The organism is Eximiradius sp., from assembly GCA_937127445.1.
Lineage (GTDB): Bacteria > Bacteroidota > Ignavibacteria > Kapaibacteriales > UBA2268 > JAKIZO01.
The window spans coordinates 68,893-91,122 of record CAKZLY010000015.1; the positions used below are offsets into that span (position 1 = coordinate 68,893).

Annotated in this window: 21 protein-coding genes; 9 read left to right on the forward strand and 12 right to left on the reverse strand. The window is 33.8% G+C overall.

What is annotated here, in order from left to right; translation table 11 throughout:
• Window positions 1-42: 42 nt before the first annotated feature.
• Together AC6QZF_RS04465 and AC6QZF_RS04470 are read left to right on the forward strand one after the other, a co-directional pair.
• Complete coding sequence (locus AC6QZF_RS04465; RefSeq protein WP_499798675.1) at window positions 43-1,191, forward strand: ABC transporter permease; 1,149 nt, start codon at window positions 43-45, stop codon at window positions 1,189-1,191.
• Between the two features lies 1 nt (window position 1,192).
• Entirely contained in the window at window positions 1,193-2,395 is a 1,203-nt protein-coding gene (locus AC6QZF_RS04470; RefSeq protein ID WP_499798676.1) for an ABC transporter permease, read from the forward strand.
• Between the two features lie 95 nt (window positions 2,396-2,490).
• On the opposite strand, the gene AC6QZF_RS04475 is transcribed toward AC6QZF_RS04470, so the two are convergent.
• The 6 genes from AC6QZF_RS04475 to AC6QZF_RS04500 all read right to left on the reverse strand — a co-directional run bounded on the left by AC6QZF_RS04475 (window position 2,491) and on the right by AC6QZF_RS04500 (window position 9,407).
• Window positions 2,491-4,722, reverse strand: a complete 2,232-nt coding sequence (locus AC6QZF_RS04475) for an inorganic phosphate transporter (RefSeq protein ID WP_499798677.1) — start codon at window positions 4,720-4,722, stop codon at window positions 2,491-2,493.
• A 114-nt stretch (window positions 4,723-4,836) separates the two neighbouring features.
• Window positions 4,837-6,651, reverse strand: a complete 1,815-nt coding sequence (locus AC6QZF_RS04480) for a peptidase U32 family protein (RefSeq protein ID WP_499798678.1) — start codon at window positions 6,649-6,651, stop codon at window positions 4,837-4,839.
• On the reverse strand, window positions 6,644-7,549 hold the full coding sequence (locus tag AC6QZF_RS04485; RefSeq protein WP_499798679.1) for a TIGR01777 family oxidoreductase: 906 nt from the start codon (window positions 7,547-7,549) through the stop codon (window positions 6,644-6,646). The genes AC6QZF_RS04480 and AC6QZF_RS04485 overlap by 8 nt, the downstream gene beginning before the upstream one ends.
• Before the next feature lie 61 nt (window positions 7,550-7,610).
• On the reverse strand, window positions 7,611-8,063 hold the full coding sequence (gene rplI / locus AC6QZF_RS04490) for a 50S ribosomal protein L9 (RefSeq protein ID WP_499798680.1): 453 nt from the start codon (window positions 8,061-8,063) through the stop codon (window positions 7,611-7,613).
• 32 nt (window positions 8,064-8,095) lie between these two features.
• Complete coding sequence (gene rpsF, locus AC6QZF_RS04495; RefSeq protein ID WP_499798681.1) at window positions 8,096-8,548, reverse strand: 30S ribosomal protein S6; 453 nt, start codon at window positions 8,546-8,548, stop codon at window positions 8,096-8,098.
• Window positions 8,549-8,660: 112 nt separating this feature from the next.
• The gene (locus AC6QZF_RS04500; protein ID WP_499798682.1) at window positions 8,661-9,407 is read right to left on the reverse strand and encodes a DUF4292 domain-containing protein; all 747 of its coding nucleotides are present in this window, start codon (window positions 9,405-9,407) and stop codon (window positions 8,661-8,663) included.
• Window positions 9,408-9,662: 255 nt separating this feature from the next.
• Between AC6QZF_RS04500 and AC6QZF_RS04505 the strand changes: the two genes are divergently transcribed.
• From AC6QZF_RS04505 to AC6QZF_RS04530, 6 genes are all read left to right on the forward strand, one after another.
• Window positions 9,663-9,860, forward strand: coding sequence for a hypothetical protein (locus AC6QZF_RS04505; protein WP_499798683.1), 198 nt, complete (start codon window positions 9,663-9,665; stop codon window positions 9,858-9,860).
• The gene (locus tag AC6QZF_RS04510; protein ID WP_499798684.1) at window positions 9,857-11,158 is read left to right on the forward strand and encodes a DUF6588 family protein; all 1,302 of its coding nucleotides are present in this window, start codon (window positions 9,857-9,859) and stop codon (window positions 11,156-11,158) included. The genes AC6QZF_RS04505 and AC6QZF_RS04510 overlap by 4 nt, the downstream gene beginning before the upstream one ends.
• Before the next feature lie 135 nt (window positions 11,159-11,293).
• Window positions 11,294-12,067, forward strand: a complete 774-nt coding sequence (locus AC6QZF_RS04515) for a DUF481 domain-containing protein (RefSeq protein WP_499798685.1) — start codon at window positions 11,294-11,296, stop codon at window positions 12,065-12,067.
• An 89-nt stretch (window positions 12,068-12,156) separates the two neighbouring features.
• Window positions 12,157-13,935 (forward strand): [Fe-Fe] hydrogenase large subunit C-terminal domain-containing protein, encoded by a 1,779-nt coding sequence (locus AC6QZF_RS04520; RefSeq protein ID WP_499798686.1) that lies wholly within the window; start codon window positions 12,157-12,159, stop codon window positions 13,933-13,935.
• On the forward strand, window positions 13,911-15,062 hold the full coding sequence (locus tag AC6QZF_RS04525; protein ID WP_499798687.1) for a PP2C family protein-serine/threonine phosphatase: 1,152 nt from the start codon (window positions 13,911-13,913) through the stop codon (window positions 15,060-15,062). The genes AC6QZF_RS04520 and AC6QZF_RS04525 overlap by 25 nt, the downstream gene beginning before the upstream one ends.
• Before the next feature lie 57 nt (window positions 15,063-15,119).
• Window positions 15,120-15,632 (forward strand): ferritin, encoded by a 513-nt coding sequence (locus tag AC6QZF_RS04530; protein ID WP_499798688.1) that lies wholly within the window; start codon window positions 15,120-15,122, stop codon window positions 15,630-15,632.
• 75 nt (window positions 15,633-15,707) lie between these two features.
• Here AC6QZF_RS04530 and AC6QZF_RS04535 read toward each other — a convergent pair whose 3' ends face one another.
• Genes AC6QZF_RS04535 through AC6QZF_RS04560 form a run of 6 tightly spaced genes read right to left on the reverse strand, consistent with a single transcriptional unit; the run spans window position 15,708 to window position 21,305 of the window.
• Window positions 15,708-16,874 (reverse strand): DegT/DnrJ/EryC1/StrS family aminotransferase, encoded by a 1,167-nt coding sequence (locus AC6QZF_RS04535; protein ID WP_499798689.1) that lies wholly within the window; start codon window positions 16,872-16,874, stop codon window positions 15,708-15,710.
• Between the two features lie 14 nt (window positions 16,875-16,888).
• A complete protein-coding gene (locus AC6QZF_RS04540) occupies window positions 16,889-18,181 on the reverse strand; it encodes a GWxTD domain-containing protein (RefSeq protein WP_499798690.1) in 1,293 nt (430 codons plus the stop codon).
• Between the two features lies 1 nt (window position 18,182).
• On the reverse strand, window positions 18,183-18,641 hold the full coding sequence (gene ruvX / locus AC6QZF_RS04545) for a Holliday junction resolvase RuvX (RefSeq protein WP_499798691.1): 459 nt from the start codon (window positions 18,639-18,641) through the stop codon (window positions 18,183-18,185).
• Between the two features lie 9 nt (window positions 18,642-18,650).
• Window positions 18,651-18,968: an MGMT family protein gene (locus tag AC6QZF_RS04550; protein ID WP_499798692.1), complete on the reverse strand. Its 318-nt coding sequence runs from the start codon at window positions 18,966-18,968 to the stop codon at window positions 18,651-18,653.
• A complete protein-coding gene (locus AC6QZF_RS04555) occupies window positions 18,958-19,869 on the reverse strand; it encodes a lysophospholipid acyltransferase family protein (protein WP_499798693.1) in 912 nt (303 codons plus the stop codon). Before AC6QZF_RS04555 ends, AC6QZF_RS04550 begins: the two co-directional genes overlap by 11 nt.
• A complete protein-coding gene (locus tag AC6QZF_RS04560; RefSeq protein ID WP_499798694.1) occupies window positions 19,866-21,305 on the reverse strand; it encodes a GWxTD domain-containing protein in 1,440 nt (479 codons plus the stop codon). The genes AC6QZF_RS04555 and AC6QZF_RS04560 overlap by 4 nt, the downstream gene beginning before the upstream one ends.
• A 134-nt stretch (window positions 21,306-21,439) precedes the next feature.
• Here AC6QZF_RS04560 and AC6QZF_RS04565 point away from each other — a divergent pair, with 134 nt between their 5' ends.
• Window positions 21,440-22,192, forward strand: coding sequence for a slipin family protein (locus AC6QZF_RS04565; protein WP_499798695.1), 753 nt, complete (start codon window positions 21,440-21,442; stop codon window positions 22,190-22,192).
• Window positions 22,193-22,230 lie beyond the last annotated feature (38 nt).

A 22,230-nucleotide genomic window follows, 5' to 3' on the forward strand; every position in this document is an offset into this window, starting at 1 on the left:
TGGTTTCTATATAATTATTTTTTGATTAATGAAATTCGTAAATTGAAGAGAAGACCACATGTTGCAATTATAGCATTAGTAATGCCGTTGCTTGCGTGGAGTGTGCTTAGTTTGGCATTTATTGATGGAGATGTGCAGAAAGTCCCAGTAGTAGTTGTTGATTATGATGGTTCTGAACTTACGAGAGCAATTACAAACAAATTAGATGCGGTTGAATCTGTTAATGTAAGTCTGGTAACAAATAACAAAAAATTAGCAGATAGTTTAATCAAAAGTAACCAATCATTTGCAACAATTATTTTCGAACCTGACTTTACTAAAAAAATCAAACAAGGGAAAGGTGGTAACACTGATATTGTAGTTAATGCCTTTAATATGATATATAGCAAAGTGCTTTATAAAGCAATAGCACAAGTATTGCTTGACGAATCGAAAAGTATACAGATTAGAAGACTTGTAGAAAAAGGATTCAGTAAAAAAGAGGCTTCGTTTCGTGCAACACCGATAACTACTGATATTTTTGCTCCGGGGAACCCATATTTTAATTATACAATTTATCTACTTCCTGGTATGCTACTGTCAATTTTACAAATGTCTTGCAGTTTTGCATCTATTTGGGTATTTCGTGAGGAAAAAGAAACAGCGCCAGGTCGAATAACACCCAGAAAAGGTTATAAAACTGCATGGCTATTAGCACGATTAACGCCAATTTATTTACTTTCTTTGATGGCTGCAGTAATATTATTTTCTGTATATTTCCCGCTGCTTGGAATTCCTATCAATGATGGATATTGCAAAATAATTTTGCTTACAAATTTATATATTATTGCTTCAATTGGAATGGGCACATTTCTATCACTCATTTTATCTAATTTGGTTACTGCTGCCCAAGCACTTTTAGTGATCAATGCACCTTCGTTTGTATTCAGTGGATATACATTCCCACGTTGGGCAATGCCAGAAGCAATAAGTAAATTCGCTGAATTGATACCGCTTACTCATTATTTGGAAGCATTTTTTCCATTATTTCTATTTGGTTCTAACCCTGAACGCGGTTACGTTCAACTAACAATTATTGGATTAGTCATTTGGGTATTGATAATTATCCTAATGGGACCAATCGGAATTAAAATAAGAGATTGGTTCCGTGAAGTATTTCAAAGACGTGAAATAAACTCGGTAACAAAATAATATGAAAGAGTTATTAGCTATCATAAAAAGAGAATTAAGAAAAGTTTTCCTGGACAGAAATCTTGCATTGATTTTCTTTGTGGCACCAATTGCCTATCCTCTACTGTATGGGGCAATATATTTGCACAAAGCAGAAGAGAATGTCCCAATAGCAGTACTTGACAGAGACAACACGAATTTATCCCGTAGTTTAGTTAGTGAGATTGATGCACACCAAAATATTTCTATAAAGCAAATATTGCACTCTGAAGATGAAGTTATAAAAGAGATGGCAAAAGAAAATATTCACGGCGCTATTATAATCCCACTGAATTTTTCAGAAAATCTGAAATATGGCAGAAAAACATCTGTTCAACTCCTGATTAATCCTGGGAGATTGCTTGTTTTGAGTGATATTGGATTGCCTATTTCACAGATAGTAACAACATATGGTGCTAAGGTTACAGCTTCTGCTCTTATGAAAAAAGGTACACCTGTGCTTCAAGAGATTGGATATGCACAACCTGTCAAAATTAATTTCCAATACCTGTTCAACCCTTATTTAACTTATGGGGATTTAATACTTCCAGGGCTCTTGATAATAATTATTTCTCAGATTATTCTCATTGGTGTTGCTGCTTCGCAAGCGAAGGAATGGGGAATGAATAAATGGCGTGATCAATTTCTTATTTCAAGAAACGTTAGTTTGATTACTGCTGGGAAACTGATTTCTTATATTTTGATTTTTATTGTTTATGCACTTGTTTATTTTATGTTTCTTGCTCCACTATATCACGTAAATTACAATAGTACACTTGTAAACAAACTAATTATTGCAACACTTGGGGTTGCGGCATCTGCTTCATTCGGATTATTTGTCGGGACATTTTTCAAGCATAGAATTACAGTTTTTCTAATCCTTGGTTTTACAAGTTATCCGTTTTTTATGCTCACAGGATTTGCCTGGCCACAAAATCAATTGTTAGAAGCAATCAAATACTTCTCTTATATATTTCCACTTGTCCCTTTTTTGCAAGCAATAATGAAAGTTACTCAAATGCAAAATTCAATCAGTTTTGCTATAAATGAACTAACAACTTTGATTCTTCAAATTATTTTTTATTGCACATTGTTTTATTATAGAGTGTATAAAATTAAGAAACGTAGATTGCCAAAGAACTTCGTAACACAGTATATAGAAGGATTTGACCACAAAACAATATAATAAAATAACCTGAATATTGGTTCAGCATAGATAAAAAAAAAAAAAGAGGCTGTTTCACCAACACTAAACAGCCTCTTTTATAAAGCAATAAGTTATTAATCGACAAAAAATTTCCGCATTGCTTTGCCAACTTTAAGCGAATTAAGAGCTAAGCGTTCGCAATAATCGATAAAACTTAAATATAGAAGATTTTGCCAGGTAGTTGAAATACCTTGGTTCATTCTCTTAGCTTGTTCGGATTTAAAATGGTCAAGACGTGTGCGAATATTTTCGAATCTATCATCAATGTTTTGATTGAAATATTCTCTATTCATAATAGAATTTGCAATAGAAGTAATAATACTACTTGTAGTTTTTGCAGTCTCAGATAATTCGAAAATTTGTTCTTTTGTGAGAAGCTTATGATTGTTATCGAAGTAGTCATATACCTGAACAGCCATCCTTCGTGAAAGCGAGGCAAGCACATTAAGATAGCCAACTAAATCAGTAAAAGAGTAGGCTTTATTAAGTTCCTCAGAATCAAGCTTTTTTAAAGCTTTTGAAATATAAGGAATGAGCAAATCTGCATCTTTTTGAATTTGTTTTGTTCCTTGTTTGCAAAGTTTCAGTATTCGTAAATCGTTATGAACAACACCATCATTACAATTTGTAATTAAGTCAGAAATAGAATGAGCGAACTTACTACAGCCGTTAATAATAGCTTCGTATAGTTCTTCTTTAGTCATTTGATGTTTAGAAGTAACTTTTTCACGTTCTTCGAATTCTTTTTCTCGGCGTCTATGAAGAATAGTGTTTCTAAATACCAAGTAAACAACAACAGCAATCATAATAGCCATACCAGCAAAGCTAAAGAACCAAATAACAGTAGCAACTGTTGCAGCAATCAAAGCTGCCATAAATGCAGTAATAAACCAACCACCAATAACAGTAAGCACGCCAGATACTCTATATACAGCAGTGTCTCTGCCCCAAGCTCTATCTGAAAATGCTGTCCCCATTGCAACGATAAACGTTACATAAGTAGTTGACAATGGCAATTTCAGAGAAGTCCCAAGAGAGATTAATGCAGCAGCAACCATTAAATTAACACTTGCACGAATTAAATCGAAAGCAGGAGGTGGTGTTTTTTCGTCAGTCCATCTTGGCATTTGTGATTTATCGAAGCGAGAAGCAATATATTTCCGAACTTCTTCTGGAGTAATTTTCTGAACAATATCAAAAAACGTAATTACTAATCGAACTAATCCTCTTGAAATACCAAAACTTTGAAAACGTTCAACTTCTTCTTCTTGACTCCCAAGAGAAACCGACATTTTAGTAACTGTTTTCGATTTTTTCGATGAATAAAGCACAACAACCATTATAATACCGGCAATCAAGAGGTAAAAAGTATTGGCCTTATATGGTTCAGTTAGTGCAGTCATAGTAACTTCAAATGGATTGGCAGATGAATTAGCCGCGATATACGCACTAATCCCTGCGAATGGTGCACCTACGAAGTTCACTAAATCGTTGGCAGCAAAAGCCATTGCTAACGAAAAAGTTCCAGCTAAAACTATACCTTTTAATATATTTATTTTTGTAAAAGAGATTAGTAATTGAAATGCAATAGTCCAGAACACCAGACAAACACCAAGAATAGACCAAATATTATTCCCAATCCAATCTATAATTTCAGGAGTAATGAAAGAGGCACCCTTAATTCCTTTAATTAATATGAAATATGAAATAGAGGTAACTGCAAAAGCACTCCAAATAGCTCCCCAACGACGAAAAGTATTCTCATAATTAAATGTAAAGATAATTCTGCTTATGTATTGAATTAATGAACCAGCAATAAATGACAACACAATTGAAACAATAATTGCTGAAGCGAATGTTAACACTCGAGCTGTGTTGATATACAAATATAAATTAGACAAATTGCCGTCAATCCCTAAAATCTTTAAAATAGAAACAGCAACCCCTGCACCCAACAGACCGAAAATGAGTGAAACTGTCGTAGAAGTTGGGAGTCCAAATGTGTTAAATAAATCAAGAAGAATTAGATCGCCAATTGCATAAGCAAGAAAAATAATTATTATTTCCTGAAAATAAAACATTTCGGGGTTGACAATACCTTTTCGTGCAACTTCCATCATTCCACTTGAAAAAGTAACCCCAACAAGCATACCTAAAGCAGCAATTGCAAGTATCAGTCTGAATGGAGCCGCTTTCGAACCAACAGCAGAACCTAAAAAATTAACCGCATCGTTGGCAACACCAACCCATAAATTTGTAGTCGCAAGCAAAACCAGCGCAATTACAACAAACAGATAAATTTCCATATGTTTTTATTAAAGTTTTACAAATTTTCAATTAAAATGTTAACAAAAATACTCGCTTACGGAGTAATTATCAAAAATAAAATAGCCTTAACTAAAAATTAACAATTTAATTCACTAATCGGTTGCTCGTAGTTTCATAAGACAAGCAATACAATCGAATTCAATTTCATAGCATTTGTATGCATTTTGAAGGTAATATTCTTTACAATTATTATTCTTTTTATTTATTTTGGGGCATTCTCCGATTTCTCTATTTATGCAATATTTTGTCGTCATAACAACTTTATTACTCTTATCGCTGATTATTTCAAAAGCTTTTTCTTTTATGAAAGTTCCGTGTAATAAATAAAATTTTTCGGCAAGAGAATTTGATATGTTTTCTGAATAATCAACAGTATCAACAGGGAAATTTACTTTTTGTAGTGTAATTTTAGTTGAATTTCTTTGATAAGTATCAATTATTATTTTTTCTAATGAATTGAGTAATTTTCGTCTAATTGAATTAATTTCAGATATTTTGACGAAAATTGGAATTTGAATATTATTAAATACATTTCTAACTTCAAAAGGAGTACCGTTTGTTTTTCTCAATTGATTTTCGATTATTTCAATTTGTTTTGGATTTGAAGAATGCTCGAAAACTATTTGGCTTTCAGTAAACAAATTCTCAAAAAGATACTTTATTTTCAGATATTGATTATCAATAGTGAGTTCGACATCTACGAGTAATTTTCTTTTTGTTTTATTTTGGGAGAGTAGTTTTTCAAACCCATAATCCTGATTTCGATATACCTTTGTGCCAATTCCAATTTTCAAATGTTTGTTAGGGGTAATCCATTTGTTTTCAACTTTATTGACAAGAAAACCTTCCAGCCCATTTTCAGTAAAAAAGCATAATCCATCAGCATTATGAATTACTTCATTGGTATCCATTGATATCTTGTTTTTATCAATATTTGAAACAACCCCAATAAACTGTCCAATAGATTTCGGAGTTTCAAAATTTGCCAATTCTAAAAGATTATCATCAATAAAATAATTAGTAAATCCTCTATTAAATGTTCTTTCTGGATTTGGTTCGAAGTGCAAATATACATTACCTTTCGAAGATTTTGTCAGACCTTGCTTTCTTTCAATGAGTTCATCAATTTTTTTTCTGTAAAAAGCAGTGACATTTTTAACGTAGTTAATGTCTTTCAATCTACCTTCAATTTTGAATGAGGAAATACCTGCATCGACTAATTTTTCCAAATAGTCAGATAAATTGAGGTCTTTCAAGGACAAAAGATGTTTTTGGTGTAAAATAGTATTCCCATTAACATCGAGCAAATCATACCGCAAACGACATATTTGTTTACATTCACCACGATTGCCACTATATCCAGTTGAATGAAAACTTGCATAACATCTCCCAGATAATCCGACGCACAAAGCACCGTGAACGAAAAATTCAAGTTCAGCATTAATATTTTGTCTAATTTCTCTAATTTGCTTTAAATTTAGTTCACGAGCTAAAATAAATCTACTAATCCCAATTTTGTCGAAGAATTTTATTCGTTCTAATTCGTAATTGTGCATCTGAGTGCTGGCAAAAATCTTAATCGGAGGCAAATCCATCATAAGAAATGCAGTATCTTGAATAATAATAGCATCAATGCCAGCATTGTAGAGTTCGAGAACCAAATTCCTTGCTTGTTCAAGTTCGTTTTCGTAAAGAATCGTATTTAAGGTCGCGTACACTTTTGCGCTATAAAGATGCGCGTATTGACAAAGCTTTTCAATATCTTTTGTAGAATTGCCAACAGATGCTCTTGCACCGAACTTATTAGCACCAATATAAACAGCATCTGCGCCATAATTAATTGCAGCAACACCGTATTCTAAGTTTTGTGCAGGTGAAAGTAATTCAATATATCTTATATTATTCATTTTTTTTCAGTAAGTCGGCTAAAGCAACTTCTAAGCGTTCAAATTCAAATTTAAAATTAGTATCAATCAGACGTCGTGGGAAAACTCTTTGACTATTTGTCAGCATTGTCGCAGCTTCGCCAAGAATGATTTTCAATAAAAATTCTGGCACTTTGAAAAATACTGGTTTATGCAATATGCTGCCGATTGCTTTTGCCAATTCTTTCATTGTACAGGGATTCGGAGCAACAAAATTATAGACGCCTTCGCAGCTCTTATTCTTTGCAACAAATATAAACATATTAACAAGGTCGCCAATATGCACCCAAGGGACGTAATATTTGCCACTTCCGAGAATGCCGCCAAGATAAAACTTGTATAGGGGCAACATTTTTTGCAAAACACCACCCGATGGGTGAAGCACAACACCAATACGAGGTGTAACCAATCGACAATTGCGAGCCTTTAATGCTTCTTTTTCCCAGAGTTCGCAAACTTCTGAAAGAAACCCGCTGCCAATTGGACTGTATTCGTTTATCAATTCGTTTTTCTTATCTCCATAGTAGCCAACAGCACTTGCAGAAATAAACACTCTTTTTTCATTTTGAGGCAGTTTGTTGATTATTTCAACTAATGAACTTGTAACATTTGTTCGGCTACGGATAATTTTAGCTTTTTGTTTGTCAGTCCAACGATGGGCTGCAATATTCTCACCAGCAAGATTAATTATTACATCTGATTTTGATACTGTAATCAGTTTTTCATCGTCGGTTAAATCATACCAATTAATATATTCAATATGTGATGAGTGTTTGAATTTTTGACGAGTAGCGACAGTAATATGAGCATCTTCCTTAATTAGCCTATAGATAAGGAACTTCCCTATAAAGCCTGTACCACCAGTAATAAAAACATTCATAGCAAAAAAGCGTTTTATTACACTTAAGTGTAATAAAACGCTTTTATAGAAAAGTTATTATTTATTGCTGTTCTTCGTTGATAACCCATACTTTCAAAGTAGGGATAACTTCACTGTGAAGTTTAATTTTAACATCGAAAATACCCAAAGTTTTGATTGGATCTTCAAGAATAACATTGCGTTTATCAATATCAAAGCCACGAGCTTGAAGTTCATTTGCAATCATTTGTTGAGAAACGGAACCATAAAGCTTACCTTCTTCGCCCACTTTCATAGGAATAGTAATTTGGACATCGGCGATTTTAGCAGCAATTTGTTCAGCGACTTGACGTTCTTTTTCGCTACGTTTTTCAGCAGAGCGCTTCAAAGCCTCAATTCTTTTCATAGCACCTTCGGTAGCAACAAAAGCCAAACCTTTGGGTAAAAGGAAGTTACGCGCGTAACCGTCACGAACGTTTACGACATCACCGATTTTCCCAAGCTTTGCAATATCTTCACGAAGTATGATTTTCATATCTATATCCCAAAATATTAATTACAAAATTATTATTCAGCTGTCTGCTCAGCAGTAGCAACTTCTTTTTCAGGTTTTTCTGCTTTTTCAGTTTTATCTTCTTTCTTTTCAGGTTCATCGGAAGTAATTGAAGTATTCTCACCAGTTTTACCTTCTGCTAATGCTTTTTCGAGACGCAACTTACGAAGGCGTTCAGGTAGAACAAGAGTAAGATGACGAAGAACAGTATCTTCTAACACTAAAAATCTCTCCAAAACAGGAAGCACGCTTGGAACGCTATCGAAAACCAAATGCACATAATATCCGTTATATTTTTTATTAATCGGATAAGCAAGACGACGGCGTCCCCATTTGTTAATTTGGGTGATAGTGCCGCCATGGCTTTCAATGTAGCTTGTAATTTTGGAGATTACTGCATCAATGTCTGCATCCTCCAATGCGGCATTGATAATTACAGTTGTTTCGTAAACACGGCGTAAACTCATTTTTTCTCCTATTTTTTAATAATAGCCTTGCTTATTTAACAAATTGTTAATTATAGAATTACAAATTTAAAGTTTTTCCTGTAATTAACAAAACAATATTTCAAAACTACTTTTAGGGCTGAATAATTTTTTTTGCTGAACTTGGAGTTTTGAACTTAAATTGTTCAATTTTATTGGGGCCTATGATAATTTTATCAAATGAGATTTTCAATTTTCCATTATGCTTTGGCATATGAATATTAATTTCCTTTGCAAACACACCATTCTTTGTGATTTCGAAGTTGTCGCAGAGCACATCAAATATTTTTTCATTTGCCTCATCTTTGCGTTGATATCTTAGAATGCCATTCTTTTGAGCTGAATATTCTATAAAATCGATTGCGTTATCGGTTCGCTTTGCATATACAATGCTTTCTTTTCTTCCTTCAAATTTATTATATTCTTCTGCGCTTCCAATAACTTCATTAGTAATAACTGAAATTAAATCAGGTAGCGAAAGACTAATTTTTAGAGCTTTTTCGAAGCTTTTAGCATCTGAATTACCCTGGATAACAGAATTTTCGAACACGTTGTAAAAGACAAAATCTTTCATATCAGCATAAAGTTGTCCAACGGTAATTCCAAATGGACCGTAAATAGTTATATTAAGGGAGTCATATCCAGCTATATTTATATCAGCTGAAAAGCTTTGATTGAAATCAGGGAATTCAACTTTGAAATCTGCTTTAATATTGAGGTAGTCAATATTTTTGCGTTGTAAATGAAAGATTTGGCCGGTTTCTTGCTTTTCATCCAATTTAACACTTTTGCATCCAGCAATCAAAGTAATTAATAATAAAATGAATATTACCTTTTTCATTATTCTTTGTTAATTTGTATTATATAAATAATTTTGTTGCAATATCGTATTTAAATAAAAAGAATAGGACGAAAATATGTTGAAAAAAATTTTAGCAGCAATAATTGCAATTATCGGTGCATTAATAGCAATACGATTAATATTTTTAATTTTAGGCATAATCTATAAAATAGTTTTTAGTGTTTTCTTTTTGGGGTTTGCAATTCTTGTAGCTATACCTCTTTACTTGTATATCAAGAACAGATTTTTGAACAAATGAAAAAGCAACTCATCACCCCTGTGAGCTGGATTTTAGCAGTTGCTGTTTCAGCTATTTTTGTTAGGGTAGCGGTAATTTCGATAGTTGGTCATTTTGAAAGTTCATTATGGCAGTATTTGGTAATACCTATATTTTTGTTTGCTGTTCCTTTTTTTGTAATAATTAAGAAAGAAATAATGAGAAATAATAAATGAAAAAGTTATTTGTATTAATTTTTGTTTTATCGGGTTTTGTGCTACCAATATTGGCAGCTCCCGCAAGTGAATATACTATTGATTTGGCACGCAGTTTTAGCAAAGACATTTTTGATTTAAATGGCGTACCATATTTAGCTCCAATGGTCAAAGCTGTAAATGCGACCTCAAATTCAAGGTTTTATACTAAAGCGTATGTTCCACGAAACGTTGACAAACCATACTTCAAAATCACTATAAATGGAATGGCCGGAATTGTTAGGAAATCAGATAAATATTACTCTCCGCAACTTCCGATGGATAGTTTCTCATTAAATAAACTTACTCGTTATGGCACAATCAACATAAATGTTCTTGATCCATCGAAGTCTGTGATAAATATAAAAGATACTGCTGGATTAATCAATTATCTTTTTAAGACTGTGCTATTTGACGGATATAAATCTGGGAAGATTGTTCCGCCCCAACGAGCTTCGTCTATACTTGGCAAAGATACGACACAACTTCATCTTGATAATACAGTATTGACTGAATTAGTGCAAAGCCATGTAATTTATCAATATCTTCCACAAGAAATTAAGGATACATTATTGAATGTGATGAAGCAAGTGCCGTCGTTTTTTACTTTGCCAGCTGGTGGGAATATAAGCACAATAATAGCAGGAGTTCCACAAATCGAAATTGGTTCATTATACGGCACTGAGCTTCTGATACGCATTGTCCCACCACTTGACTTAGGAAAATATATTGGGAAATTCGTATTTTGGGGCTTTGGTATCAAGCATAGTATTTCGCAATATTTTACAGATTTTTCCCAAACAAGCGAAGGTGAAATTTACGAATATGCTCTGTTCGACCTTGCAGTTCAAATTGTCTATCAAGGAACTAACTTGCAGAATAAGGTCGGAGTTACTCAATCGGACTTAAAAGCAAACGCACAAATTTGGAACGCCAATATTAATATATCTAAATCTTTCGACGATATTATTGATTTGTATGGTGGCTTTTCATTCGATTACATAGATATTGATGCCCGATTTAAGTATTATTTGCCTGTGGAAACACAAATGCAGCTGGGATTACTTCGTTATGACCCTGTTCTTAAGAAAATTATGCCGCCCGAGCCACCTGAATATCCTGGAGACACAAAACCCCAGACAACAAAGATAAATTTAATTAATCGTTCGTGGAAAGCAACTGTGGGATTAAACAAATCATTCGGGAATTTTTCAATTTTTGCTGATTATAATATTGGTAGATTTAATATTTTCTCAGCTGGAATACAATTTAGGTTCTAATTTTTGATTGATATTATTGTGCAACTGCAAAGCTACTTTTATCGAAAAGGCTTTGTATTAGAGAATTGTAAAAAAGTTTTTGTCGTTTTTTCAAGTATATGTATTTTGAATATATTAAGATATTTTATGATAAATATGAAAAAAATATTTACTGCATTACTTTTATTTTTCTCAACCAATTTGTTGGCTCAAGTAAATACAGAAGTATTTAGAAAAGAGTTTTCAAAAGATGGTATTTTTCATAAAATAAATGTGGATATTGGCATAATAAAGGGAAATACAGAATATACAACAATCAGACCATCATATAGAATTGACTGGTTAAAAGAAAAGTTTCATAATTTTGGAGTTGTGAGCTACTCATATGCCGAAGATGCCATTAAGAAAAGAGAGAACCGCGGATTTGTTCATCTGCGTTCAAGCTATGAAATATTTAATTTTTTGTATGGTGAATTGTTTCTGCAAAAAGAATTTAATGAGTTTATTTTATTGAAAGATAGGAATTTGTTTGGAGTAACTTCAAGAATTCAAATTATAAACGAAACGTTGCAGATTGATTCAACTGAAAAACTTGAAATATATACATTTCTTGGGCTCGGTGCAATGATTGAAAACGAAGAATTGAAAACCAAGCCCAGCAAAGAAACAACTGCCGGCAGACTTACTTCTTATTTTTCACTGGGTGTGAACGTTTCACCAAATTTATTAATAAAAAGTATTACATACTATCAGCCAAGGTTTTCAAACGACAAAGATTACCGCCTTCTGAATGAAAGCAGTCTTAATATTAAATTTAATCAAAATTTAACATTTCGTACAAGTTTAAGATTGCGTTACGATAGCCAACCTCCTGAAAAAGTAAAACCACGCGATTTAAATCTGTTGAATGGAATACAAATAGATTTCTAAACGGTAAAAATATATCGATAAAAATATCTTTTATTTTACGTTTTTTTTACTTAATTTTGATTAAGTAGTAATAATCATATTTGATTAAAATGAAAAACAAAGAGTTGCAAGTAGTTTTCACGAATAAAGCTCGCTGTCGTGATTGTTATCGTTGCATAAGAAACTGCCCTGTAAAAGCAATTGAAATGAAAAAAGGGCAGGCTTCGGTTATAGACAGTCGTTGTATTCATTGTGGAACGTGTATTGCTGAATGCCCGCAGAAAGCAAAAACATATCGTCGTGAGGTCGAACTGGTACGAGAACTCTTAAAAAATGGAGAAAAAGTTGCTGCAAGCATTGCACCATCTTTTGCGAGCTTCTATGAAGGTTGGGAACGGGTTAGAATACCGTCCGCACTTCGAAAACTTGGCTTTTCTTATGTTGCAGAAACATCAGTTGGTGCTTATTATACATCTCTAATTACAAAGGAAATATTCCACAAACATAGTAGCAATAGCCCAATTTCTTCTGCTTGTCCAGCAATTGTAAGTTACATAGAGAAATATTCTCCAGCATTAATCGATAGATTAGTTCCTGCTGTTAGTCCTATGATTGCTCATTCGCGACATATCAAGAAGCGCTTAGGCGGTGAGTTCAAAATTGTATTTATTGGACCATGTATTACCAAAAAAGCAGAAGCTGACCGCACAGAATATCAAGATGATATCGACTATGTTATTACCTTCGATGAGTTAAATGAATTATTTATGGACGAAGAAATCAATTTAGCCAATTTTGAAGCAAGTGATTTTGATGAATATGCACCACAGAATGCTCTGCTTTATCCACTATCGGGCGGACTGCTTAAAACATCTGGTTATGATACAGATATTGTTCAAACGAAAGTAATTGCTTTAAGTGGCTTCGATGATATAAAAGATATGACAAAATATCTTGAAAATAACAATTCTGAAAATATTTTATTTGAGCCACTTTTTTGCAGGAACGGCTGTATAAATGGAAAAGGAGTTACCTCTGAAAAAAATATGTTTGAGCGAAAAGAGGAAATTTTTAAATATTTCAAAAAATATCCTAACAGTAGTTTTGAACCGATTGAAGATTTAAATTTAGCAACGAGTTTCAACAAAGACGTAGCAATAGAGAACAAACAATATTCAGAAGATGAATTGCTTCAAATACTTGAAAAAACAGGTAATTCATCTGAGGAAAATCGGCTGAACTGTCAGTCGTGCGGGTATAATACTTGCGAAGAAAAGGCTCGTGCGGTGCTCGATGGAATGGCTGAAATCGATATGTGCATACCATTTATGCGACGAAAAGCTGAAATGAGGAACGACAAAATAATAGAATCCAGCCCAAATGGTATAGTAATCGTTGATGAACACCTAAAAATTATCAGTATGAATCCAGCATTCAGACGATTTTTTATGTGTTCAGAAGCAATTATTGGCAAGCCAATTTCATATTTAATGGATCCAGAACCATTTGTGCGAATTGCAACAAAACACGACGATATAATTGAGCTTACTCAAAAACATGAGAATTACGGAATAGTCTGCCATCAGATTATTTATGAACTTAAAAATGAAAAGCAAATTGTTGGAATATTTGTAAATATTACTAAGAACATAACTGATAAGTCCAAGCTTGATGATATTAGACAGCGAACGATTAAAGAAGCCCGACAATTACTGTCGCATCAAATTTCAATGGCACAAAATATTGCCAAATTATTAGCTGAAAGCACTGCGCAGGGCGAAGCTCTTGTAGAAAATATCCTTAAAATCACAGAAGAACAATCCCCAACAAGTGGAGAAGCAGACAAAGATAAACGAGGCTGGATATGGGATATGTATATGTCGAGATAGAAAAAAGTCAGGCAACAAAAAAAACAAATACTGCTTGCGGCGACGTTGTATTGATAGATAGAGACCAAAATTCAACAATAATTATTCTTGCTGATGGAATGGGTTCAGGAGTAAAAGCAAGTATCTATGCAACGATGTGTGTATCCCGTTTGCGCGAATTATTAAAGTGTGGGTGCACATTGCGACAAGCATTTGCAGCAATGGTAAGAACTATGAACCAGGCTGCACGTGAAAACTTACCATATGCAGTTTTTTCGATTGCGAGAATAATCAATGATGGACTTGGAGTTGTGCTTAGTTTCGAAATGCCGCCACCTATTTATATTTCCAAAGGGTCAGCAACTGTTTTGAAAGGTAGGTCTACAACAGTAGAAAAGTCAGTGATTACTGAAACGAACTGCTATCTTTCGGTTGGAGATGCTTTATTGCTTGTTTCTGATGGGGTTACACAAGCTGGAATTGGTAGAGGCTTACCAATGGGACTTGGTCCGGAGGGAGTTTGCAAAATTATTAACGGAATACTTTCAGATGGAAGAAAACTTTACGACATCCCACACCAGTTGCAAACTAAAATATACTCACTATGCAATAACAACAACGATGATGATGTAACTTCAATTTTGGCATATTCTCGAATTGGAGCAATAGCAAATGTGCTTACTGGCCCACCAATAAACAAAAGTCGAGATTATGAAGTATGCAGAAAGTTTTTCTCAATGGACGGAACAAAAATTGTATGCGGAGGAACAACGGCAAGCATAGTCTCGAAATATTTGAACAAGAGAATTGATATTGATGATACTTTTGCGAATCATTTCACACCACCGAAGTACTCAATTGAAGGTGTTGATTTAGTTACAGAGGGTGCAGTAACTCTAAATCAGCTTTACAACATATTGGATGAGGATCGTTCTTTGATGGATGAGCAAAATCCAGTAACTGAACTTTATGATGATCTAATGAACGCAGATAGAATTAATTTCTTTGTTGGAACCTCGTATAATCCTGCAACTGACAATATTGGGTTTGTGCAGCAAGGACTGCTATCGAGAAAGAAAATCATTCCATTGCTTGCTGCAAGATTTCGAGAGCTCGGAAAAGTTGTGGTAATTGAAGAAATTGATTAACAATATTGCTGACTTATTTCGTCTAAAATTAAAATTTTTCTATTTTATGAGGTCATTATGATTAAGAAAGTAATTGAAGACGCAATTAATCAGCAAATTGTTCGTGAAATGTATTCTTCCAATCTTTATCTGGCAATGTCAGCTTATTTTGCCTCGATTAATTTGAATGGATTTTCCAATTGGATGCATGTTCAAGCAGAAGAAGAAATGATGCATGCATTGAAATTTTTTGATTATTTAATAGACCGCGGTGGTAAAGTAAGAATTGGACAAATTGCAGCTCCACCATCAGAATGGGAGTCGCCACTCGCTGCATTTGAAGATGCACTTCGCCACGAACAACTCGTTACTGGCTGGATTAATGAGCTGGCTGATTTAGCATTTAATGAAAAAGATCACGCTACGTCGAGTATGCTTCAATGGTTTATCGATGAACAGGTTGAAGAAGAAGCAACAACTAGTGAAATTGTTGAAAGACTGAAATTAATTGGTGACTCGAAAGGTGCTTTGTTCTTCCTTGATAATGAATTAAAACAAAGAAAATCAGAACCAAAACAACCAGGCGAATAAGAAAATTAATATATATTAGACAAAAAGAGGCTGAAATTGGTTCTCAGCCTCTTTTTTTCTAAATAATTCAAAAAATCATTGGTTAATAAATTCAGCGATTTTTTGAACTACATATCTGATTTGTTCTTCTGTAAGTTCAGGATAAATAGGCAAAGCCAGCGATGTTTCGGCAAGTGTGTTTGCAACAGGAAATTCCTCGTCCGGAAATCCAAGATAAGCAAAGCATTCTTGGCGATGGAACGGGACAGGATAGTAAATTTCAGTACCGATTGATTGAGAAGAAAGGAATTGCCGTAATTCATCGCGCTTTTCAACACGAATGATGAATTGATTGTAAATATGGTAATTTTTTATGCCAGACTCTTTGTAGATTGGCTTTGGCAGCAACACTCTATTGCAACTATCAAACTGAGTGGCACCAATACAATCAGCAAGTCCAGAGTTAAGGAATTCGTTGTAGTAAATCTCTGCATTATTTCTACGTGCTTGATGCCAGCTTTCAAGATGAGGGAATTTAATATTTAGCACAGCTGCTTGAATAGCATCAAGACGGAAATTACCTCCGACAAATTTATGATAATACTTCGGCTCCATTCCATGATTTCGCATCTGGAATAGTTTTTTAGCAAGCATTTCATCATTTGTAACAATTAATCCACCATCACCGAAAGCTCCTAAATTTTTAGTTGGATAAAAAGAATAGCAGCCCATTATCCCCATAGAACCGACTGGATTACCATTTTTATACTGACAGCCAATTGCTTGTGCTGCATCTTCGATAACAGGGATATTGTATTTGTTTGCAATCCTCAATATTTCATACATTTCGCAAGCTTGACCGTAGAGATGAACGGGTATTATTGCTTTTGTTTTAGAAGTGATTTTCTTTTCAATTAGCGATGGATTAATGTTAAAAGTAATGGGGTCGCTATCAATGAACACTGGTTTTGCAAATAAACGTGCGACTACACCCGCTGTAGCAAAAAATGAATAAGTTGGCAGAATAACTTCGTCGTCAGGACCAATCCCCAAACCCATCAAAGCCATCAGCAAAGCGTCAGTTCCAGAGGAAACACCGATTGCGTAGTTTACACCACAATATTCTGCAAGCGTTTTTTCTAATTTTGAAACTTCTTCGCCTAAAATAAGCATCTGGCTCTCGGCGATTTTCAGCAAAACTGGTTCAATCTCTTGTTTGATCGATTGATATTGTTGTCTTAAATCCAAAAGAGGTACGTTCATAATAATTCCTTAATTTATTCTTTAATTTGAATTAGACGGAAATTACCAGTAGAAATTTGTTCAAATGTATATTCTTTAATCAGCTGGCTATATGTCCATTGTTCACGCAACTTATTGTTTTGGTGAAATCTTCGGATTTTATCTGGTGGTCCGAACAAAATATAAATCATTCCCCTATCAGTCAAGGCACCATCATTTTGGGATGAAGTTCTAAAAGCAATCGACGCATAATCAACACGAGTAAAATATTCATTCATGGCTTCATTGAATGGAGTTTTTGGAGTTGGGTCTAAACGCTTCCAGTAGTCAAATAATTTTTGCGGGAGCTGACGTTTTTTGAATGTTCTAAAACGTTTAATTTCATCGTCAGTTAAGATATATTCCATCACTTGCAACATATATTGAGGATCTCGTAGAGATTTAGGAATGTTTTCCCAGACAACTCTAAAAGAAAAAGTATCCAATCTATCGCAATATTTGAGAATAAGATTGTATGAACCCGGAACAAAAGTGTTTGGTTTATCAGACAATGCAAAAAAAGTTTTTTTCGTATCAGAATTAATTTTTGAAATTGTAATACCAGTGTTTACTAATTCGAAACTCAAATACAAATTAGTTATAGGTTCAATTTCGCCAGTAATTGGGGAAAAATCACCCCAATCAACTGCATCTTTTTCATTGATTTTAGTTATCTCATAGCGAATTTTTTCGTCACTATTTTGAAATTTAATTGGTAAGTAAAAGGAAAAACCTGGCGATGCAAATGAAAGACCGTTGGCTACCTGCGAAACATACTCATTTTCTTTCCCAATGGATACAAATAGTGGAATAAATTTGATACTTCCCTGATTATCTTTGCTGAACTGGAAGTTACTTCTGTGTAGAGCCTGGTTACGAAAATCCAATAGTTGAATTTGCACAAAGTAATTCGATAATGGAAGGGTTTGTTTTATAAAACCAAATCGAAAATTATTGACTGATTTCGTTTCTTCAAAAGTATGAACAATAATTGTGTCGAAAAGATTTGCTCGACGGCGAATTATCCCATTAGCATCCCGGAATGTTGCTTCAAGCTGGAAGTTTGTAGAAAAGCCTGTTTCTTGTTGGCTAAACAAAAGTGCTTGGTAAGCGATTTTGTAAAAAATAATAATCTCGACGCTATCAGGTGTATGAGATGGTTGAGCAAAGAAGTCAAAAATGAAATTATTGACTTCTCGATTAGGAGAATTTCTATCGAGCTGGGAATAACATTCTGAAAAGATGAATATTGTAAATAAAGCAAAAGCAATTATTAATGAGCGTTTCATATTAACCTAAGTAGTAATCAAGAAAATTTCTCAAAATCAGTGCAGCAGCAATTTTATCTTTTTCGCCTTTCTGGCAGCGTTTTTTTTTGGGCTTATCAATTGTGATCATAGTTTCAACTGCATTTTTTGAAGAAAAACTTTCATCAAAAATATAAACATCTAATCCTGATTTGCTGCGAAGTAAATCAATAAAGTTATTCAAAGCAGCATTAATATCGGAATTTGTTTCTTTTTCGTAGAATGGCATTCCTACAACACAAGCTTTTGCTTTCTGCTTATTGATGATTGATAATAACCGTTCCCAGAAATCTTGTTTTGAATAATTCAAAGTATCGAGAGGAGTTGTTGTAATGCCAAGTTCGTCAGAAACAGCTAACCCAACTCTTTTAAGTCCGAAATCAACACCAAGTAATCGATTTCCCTTAATATTATCTTTAATATCTTGTTCGCTTAAACTCATAAGTTCAATTTAATAAATTTCTGGTTCCCATAAAAAGTTTTTGAGGTCAACGCACCCATTAACGAATTTAATACCTTCTGCAATTAGCATCTTTTCCATAAAGTCAGACGATGGGAAATTGTGTTTACCAGTTAGTTCGCCGTTTCTATTAACAACACGATGAAACGGTAAATCAAGTTTGCCAGCCGCAACAGCACATGCCACTCCAACCAAGCGAGCTGAGCGCGAAATACCCAAAGCACGAGCAATTGCACCATAAGTAGTAACTTTACCATAAGGTATTTGTGCAATAACTTCATAAACACGGAAATAAAAATCATCGTTCAATTTTTTTGTAGTCGACGGAATATTTCCAGCGTTTATGTTCCCATACCCACAACTCAGGTGCTTTAAGTATTTGTTTTTCAAGTGCTTCGACATGGCGACGAGTTAGAATTTTAACATTTTCTTTGCTATAAGATAAATCAGAAAAGTCAAGCTCCTTTAAATCAATAGTATAAGTAAAATCACTATTACGAAATGCAAAACCATAAACAATAGGAGTTCGAAAACGAAGAGCGAGTTCAGCCGGGGCATCATAAGTTAAAGCAGGTGTAGCAAAAAAATCGATAAAGCTATCCTTCCCATATTTTGCAGATTGGTCGACAAGCATTGCAATGGCTTCATTTTTTTTAATAGATTGAATAATTTGACGAGCAGCACTATTCATCGGAACAACCTTATTGCCAAATTTAGTTCTTGTTTTAGTTATAGATTTATTTACAAATTTATTTTTTTGTTTTTGGACAATTACGTTTATCGGCTCTTTACTGTAGATTCCAGCAGCGATTGCTGCATATTCCCAATTCCCATAATGAGCAGAAAGAAAGATAAGACCATTACCTTTTTTTAATAATTGCCGCACTAAATCAATATTGTTTATTTTGATAAGTTTAATTATATCGTTTTCGCTGAAAAATTCAGCTGCTGCTGTTTCGATAAATACAATTGACAAATTCTGGAAAGACTTGCGAGCAATTTTATTAAGTTCGCCTTTTAAGTATCCAGGAAATGCAATTTTTAGATTATGGAGAGCAATTTTTTTTCTTTTACTTGGCAAAAAATACAATAAATAACCTATAAACATTCCTAAATAACCACGAAATTTTGGTGAGAGCAAAGAAGCTACCCAACCAAGAATTTTCATCAAAATATATGTGAAATAATCGATTAAAACTGAATTTCTCATCGATATTTTCTCATATCCTCATCAATTTGATAATCTTTTCGGTTTTCTTTCGTAATTGGGACATATAATTCATACCAGTCTTGATTATAAATTTCTCCTGATTTAGTTGAATGGACTTGCTGGAAATTACCAAATCCACCAACATCAACAAAATAGAAATAAACTCCACCTTCGAGTTCTGAATAGAACCAAACTTCGTAAGCACGTTCATTCCCTTTTTGAGGGAAATAATCTTTGTTCGATGGTTCTCCATATTTTAAGAAAGTACGTCCGCGGTCTGTATCCCAACCATTTTGCTTACTACCCCAGGAGAAAAATTTATTAGCCTGCTCAATTCTTTTTTTATAGTTATATCGAGCTAAATTAATGGAAGAGGTGGTATCTGTATTTCTACGTTGCCAGAAAGTAAAAAGAAAACGAGCTTTTGCAACTGGGTCGTTAAGCAAACGAAACTGGTCGATTTCTTCTTTAGAGGCAATAAAGCGAACTTGCTGAAATTCTTGATTTAATTGGTCTTCGGACATAGTTGCAAACTCAGAGAGTTCGAAAGTATAGTCGGCACCACGCGAAAGCTCTAAAACAGGAGGCAAATCAGGATTAATTAAGTAAAACTTTTTAGAAATAGTAACTGAATCAAACGAGTTCAATGCTTTGGCGGCAACGACTAAAGTATATACTCCGGTTGGGATAGCATCGAGAGGGATTTCAATTGTTTCAACCATTCCATCAAATAATGATTTCAATAGTTTAGGGAAATAGAAGACTTCTCGAACTGCACCATCAAATATATAATAATGAAGTTGCAGCCCATCTGGTGCAACTTTATTGGCATTGTAAATTTCAAAATAAGTTTTTAGTGAAGGTGAATTACCATATATTTCAGCTGATGGATTTGGATAAACGTAAAGAGAATTACGTAAAAACTGTTCATTTGCAAATTCTCCGGCGTTTTTCTGGTTCAGAATTAAATTACACAAGACAATATCACTTAATTCAAGGTGGTCATCTTTCATTTTGCGAATAAATAAATCAAAATTTGCAGATTTAGCGTTATTTTTTTGATTGAGATCGGCTACTGAAAATTCAACTTTGTATTGTCCTTCTTTTAGTCTAAATGAACGAACACCGAACAATTTAATATCGCTATCGGGATTAACTTCAGTTACATTATAAGTTGTAATCCATTTATCTTCGAATTCCAAACCCAATGGGCTGTAAAATTTGATATTGAACTGAATTTTTGAGACAAATAAACCGTTCTCGTATATAAATTTTACATCTCTCTCGTCGAAAGAATAATACAAATTCCATTCATAAAAATCAGAGCCTAAATAAAACTGGGCAGAAGCAATATCAATAGAGAATTTGCTTTGATTAGCGAATAAAGAATTTATGCACAAAAGAAAAATCGATAGTATATAAAAAGATTTATTCATATTAAAAATAATATTTTTTCACATAATACATTAAATACAATTTAGTTAAAATGAAAATGATTTTCAATAAATAATAAACTAAATTAATACAAGAGACGTATAATATAAATATTTCTTATTTTTGGAGAACAGTTATGGAATTCACTTTTGTCTTAATACTATTTATAATTCTCATTATAAGCTCGTCAATCAAAGTAATCCGTGAATATGAAAGAGCAGTAGTATTCCGATTAGGGCGATTAATTGGTTCGAAGGGTCCTGGAATTATTATATTAATTCCATTTATTGATAAGATGGTGAGAGTGAGTCTTCGGACTATTGCTTTTGATATTGAATCGCAAGATGTCATAACAAAGGATAATGTATCAATTAAAGTAAACGCTGTTCTTTATTTTAGAGTAGTCTATCCTGATAAGGCAATTGTAGAAGTAGAGAACTATTTGTATGCAACCAATCAAATTGCCCAAACTACATTAAGAAGTATTCTTGGACAAAGTGATTTGGACGAGTTGCTATCCGAGCGTGAAAGTATTAACAGAAAACTTCAGGCAATCATCGACGAGCACACAGAGCCGTGGGGAGTGAAAGTTACATCTGTCGAAGTAAAGCAAATTGATTTACCTATTGAGATGCAACGCGCAATGGCAAAACAAGCAGAAGCTGAACGCGAACGCCGTGCGAAGATTATACGTGCTGAAGGTGAAAACCAAGCAGCAAAAACACTCACCGAGGCAGCTGCACAAATTCAGCAATATCCTGTTGCTCTACAATTGCGTTATCTGCAATCCTTAACTGATATTGCTTCTGAAAAGAACTCAACGACTGTTTTCCCAATTCCAATCGATTTAATTAAGCCATTTATAGAAAATTATTTAAAGAAAGAATAAGTTTTTTTGCTTTTTTCAAGGATAAAATTTAAAAGAGG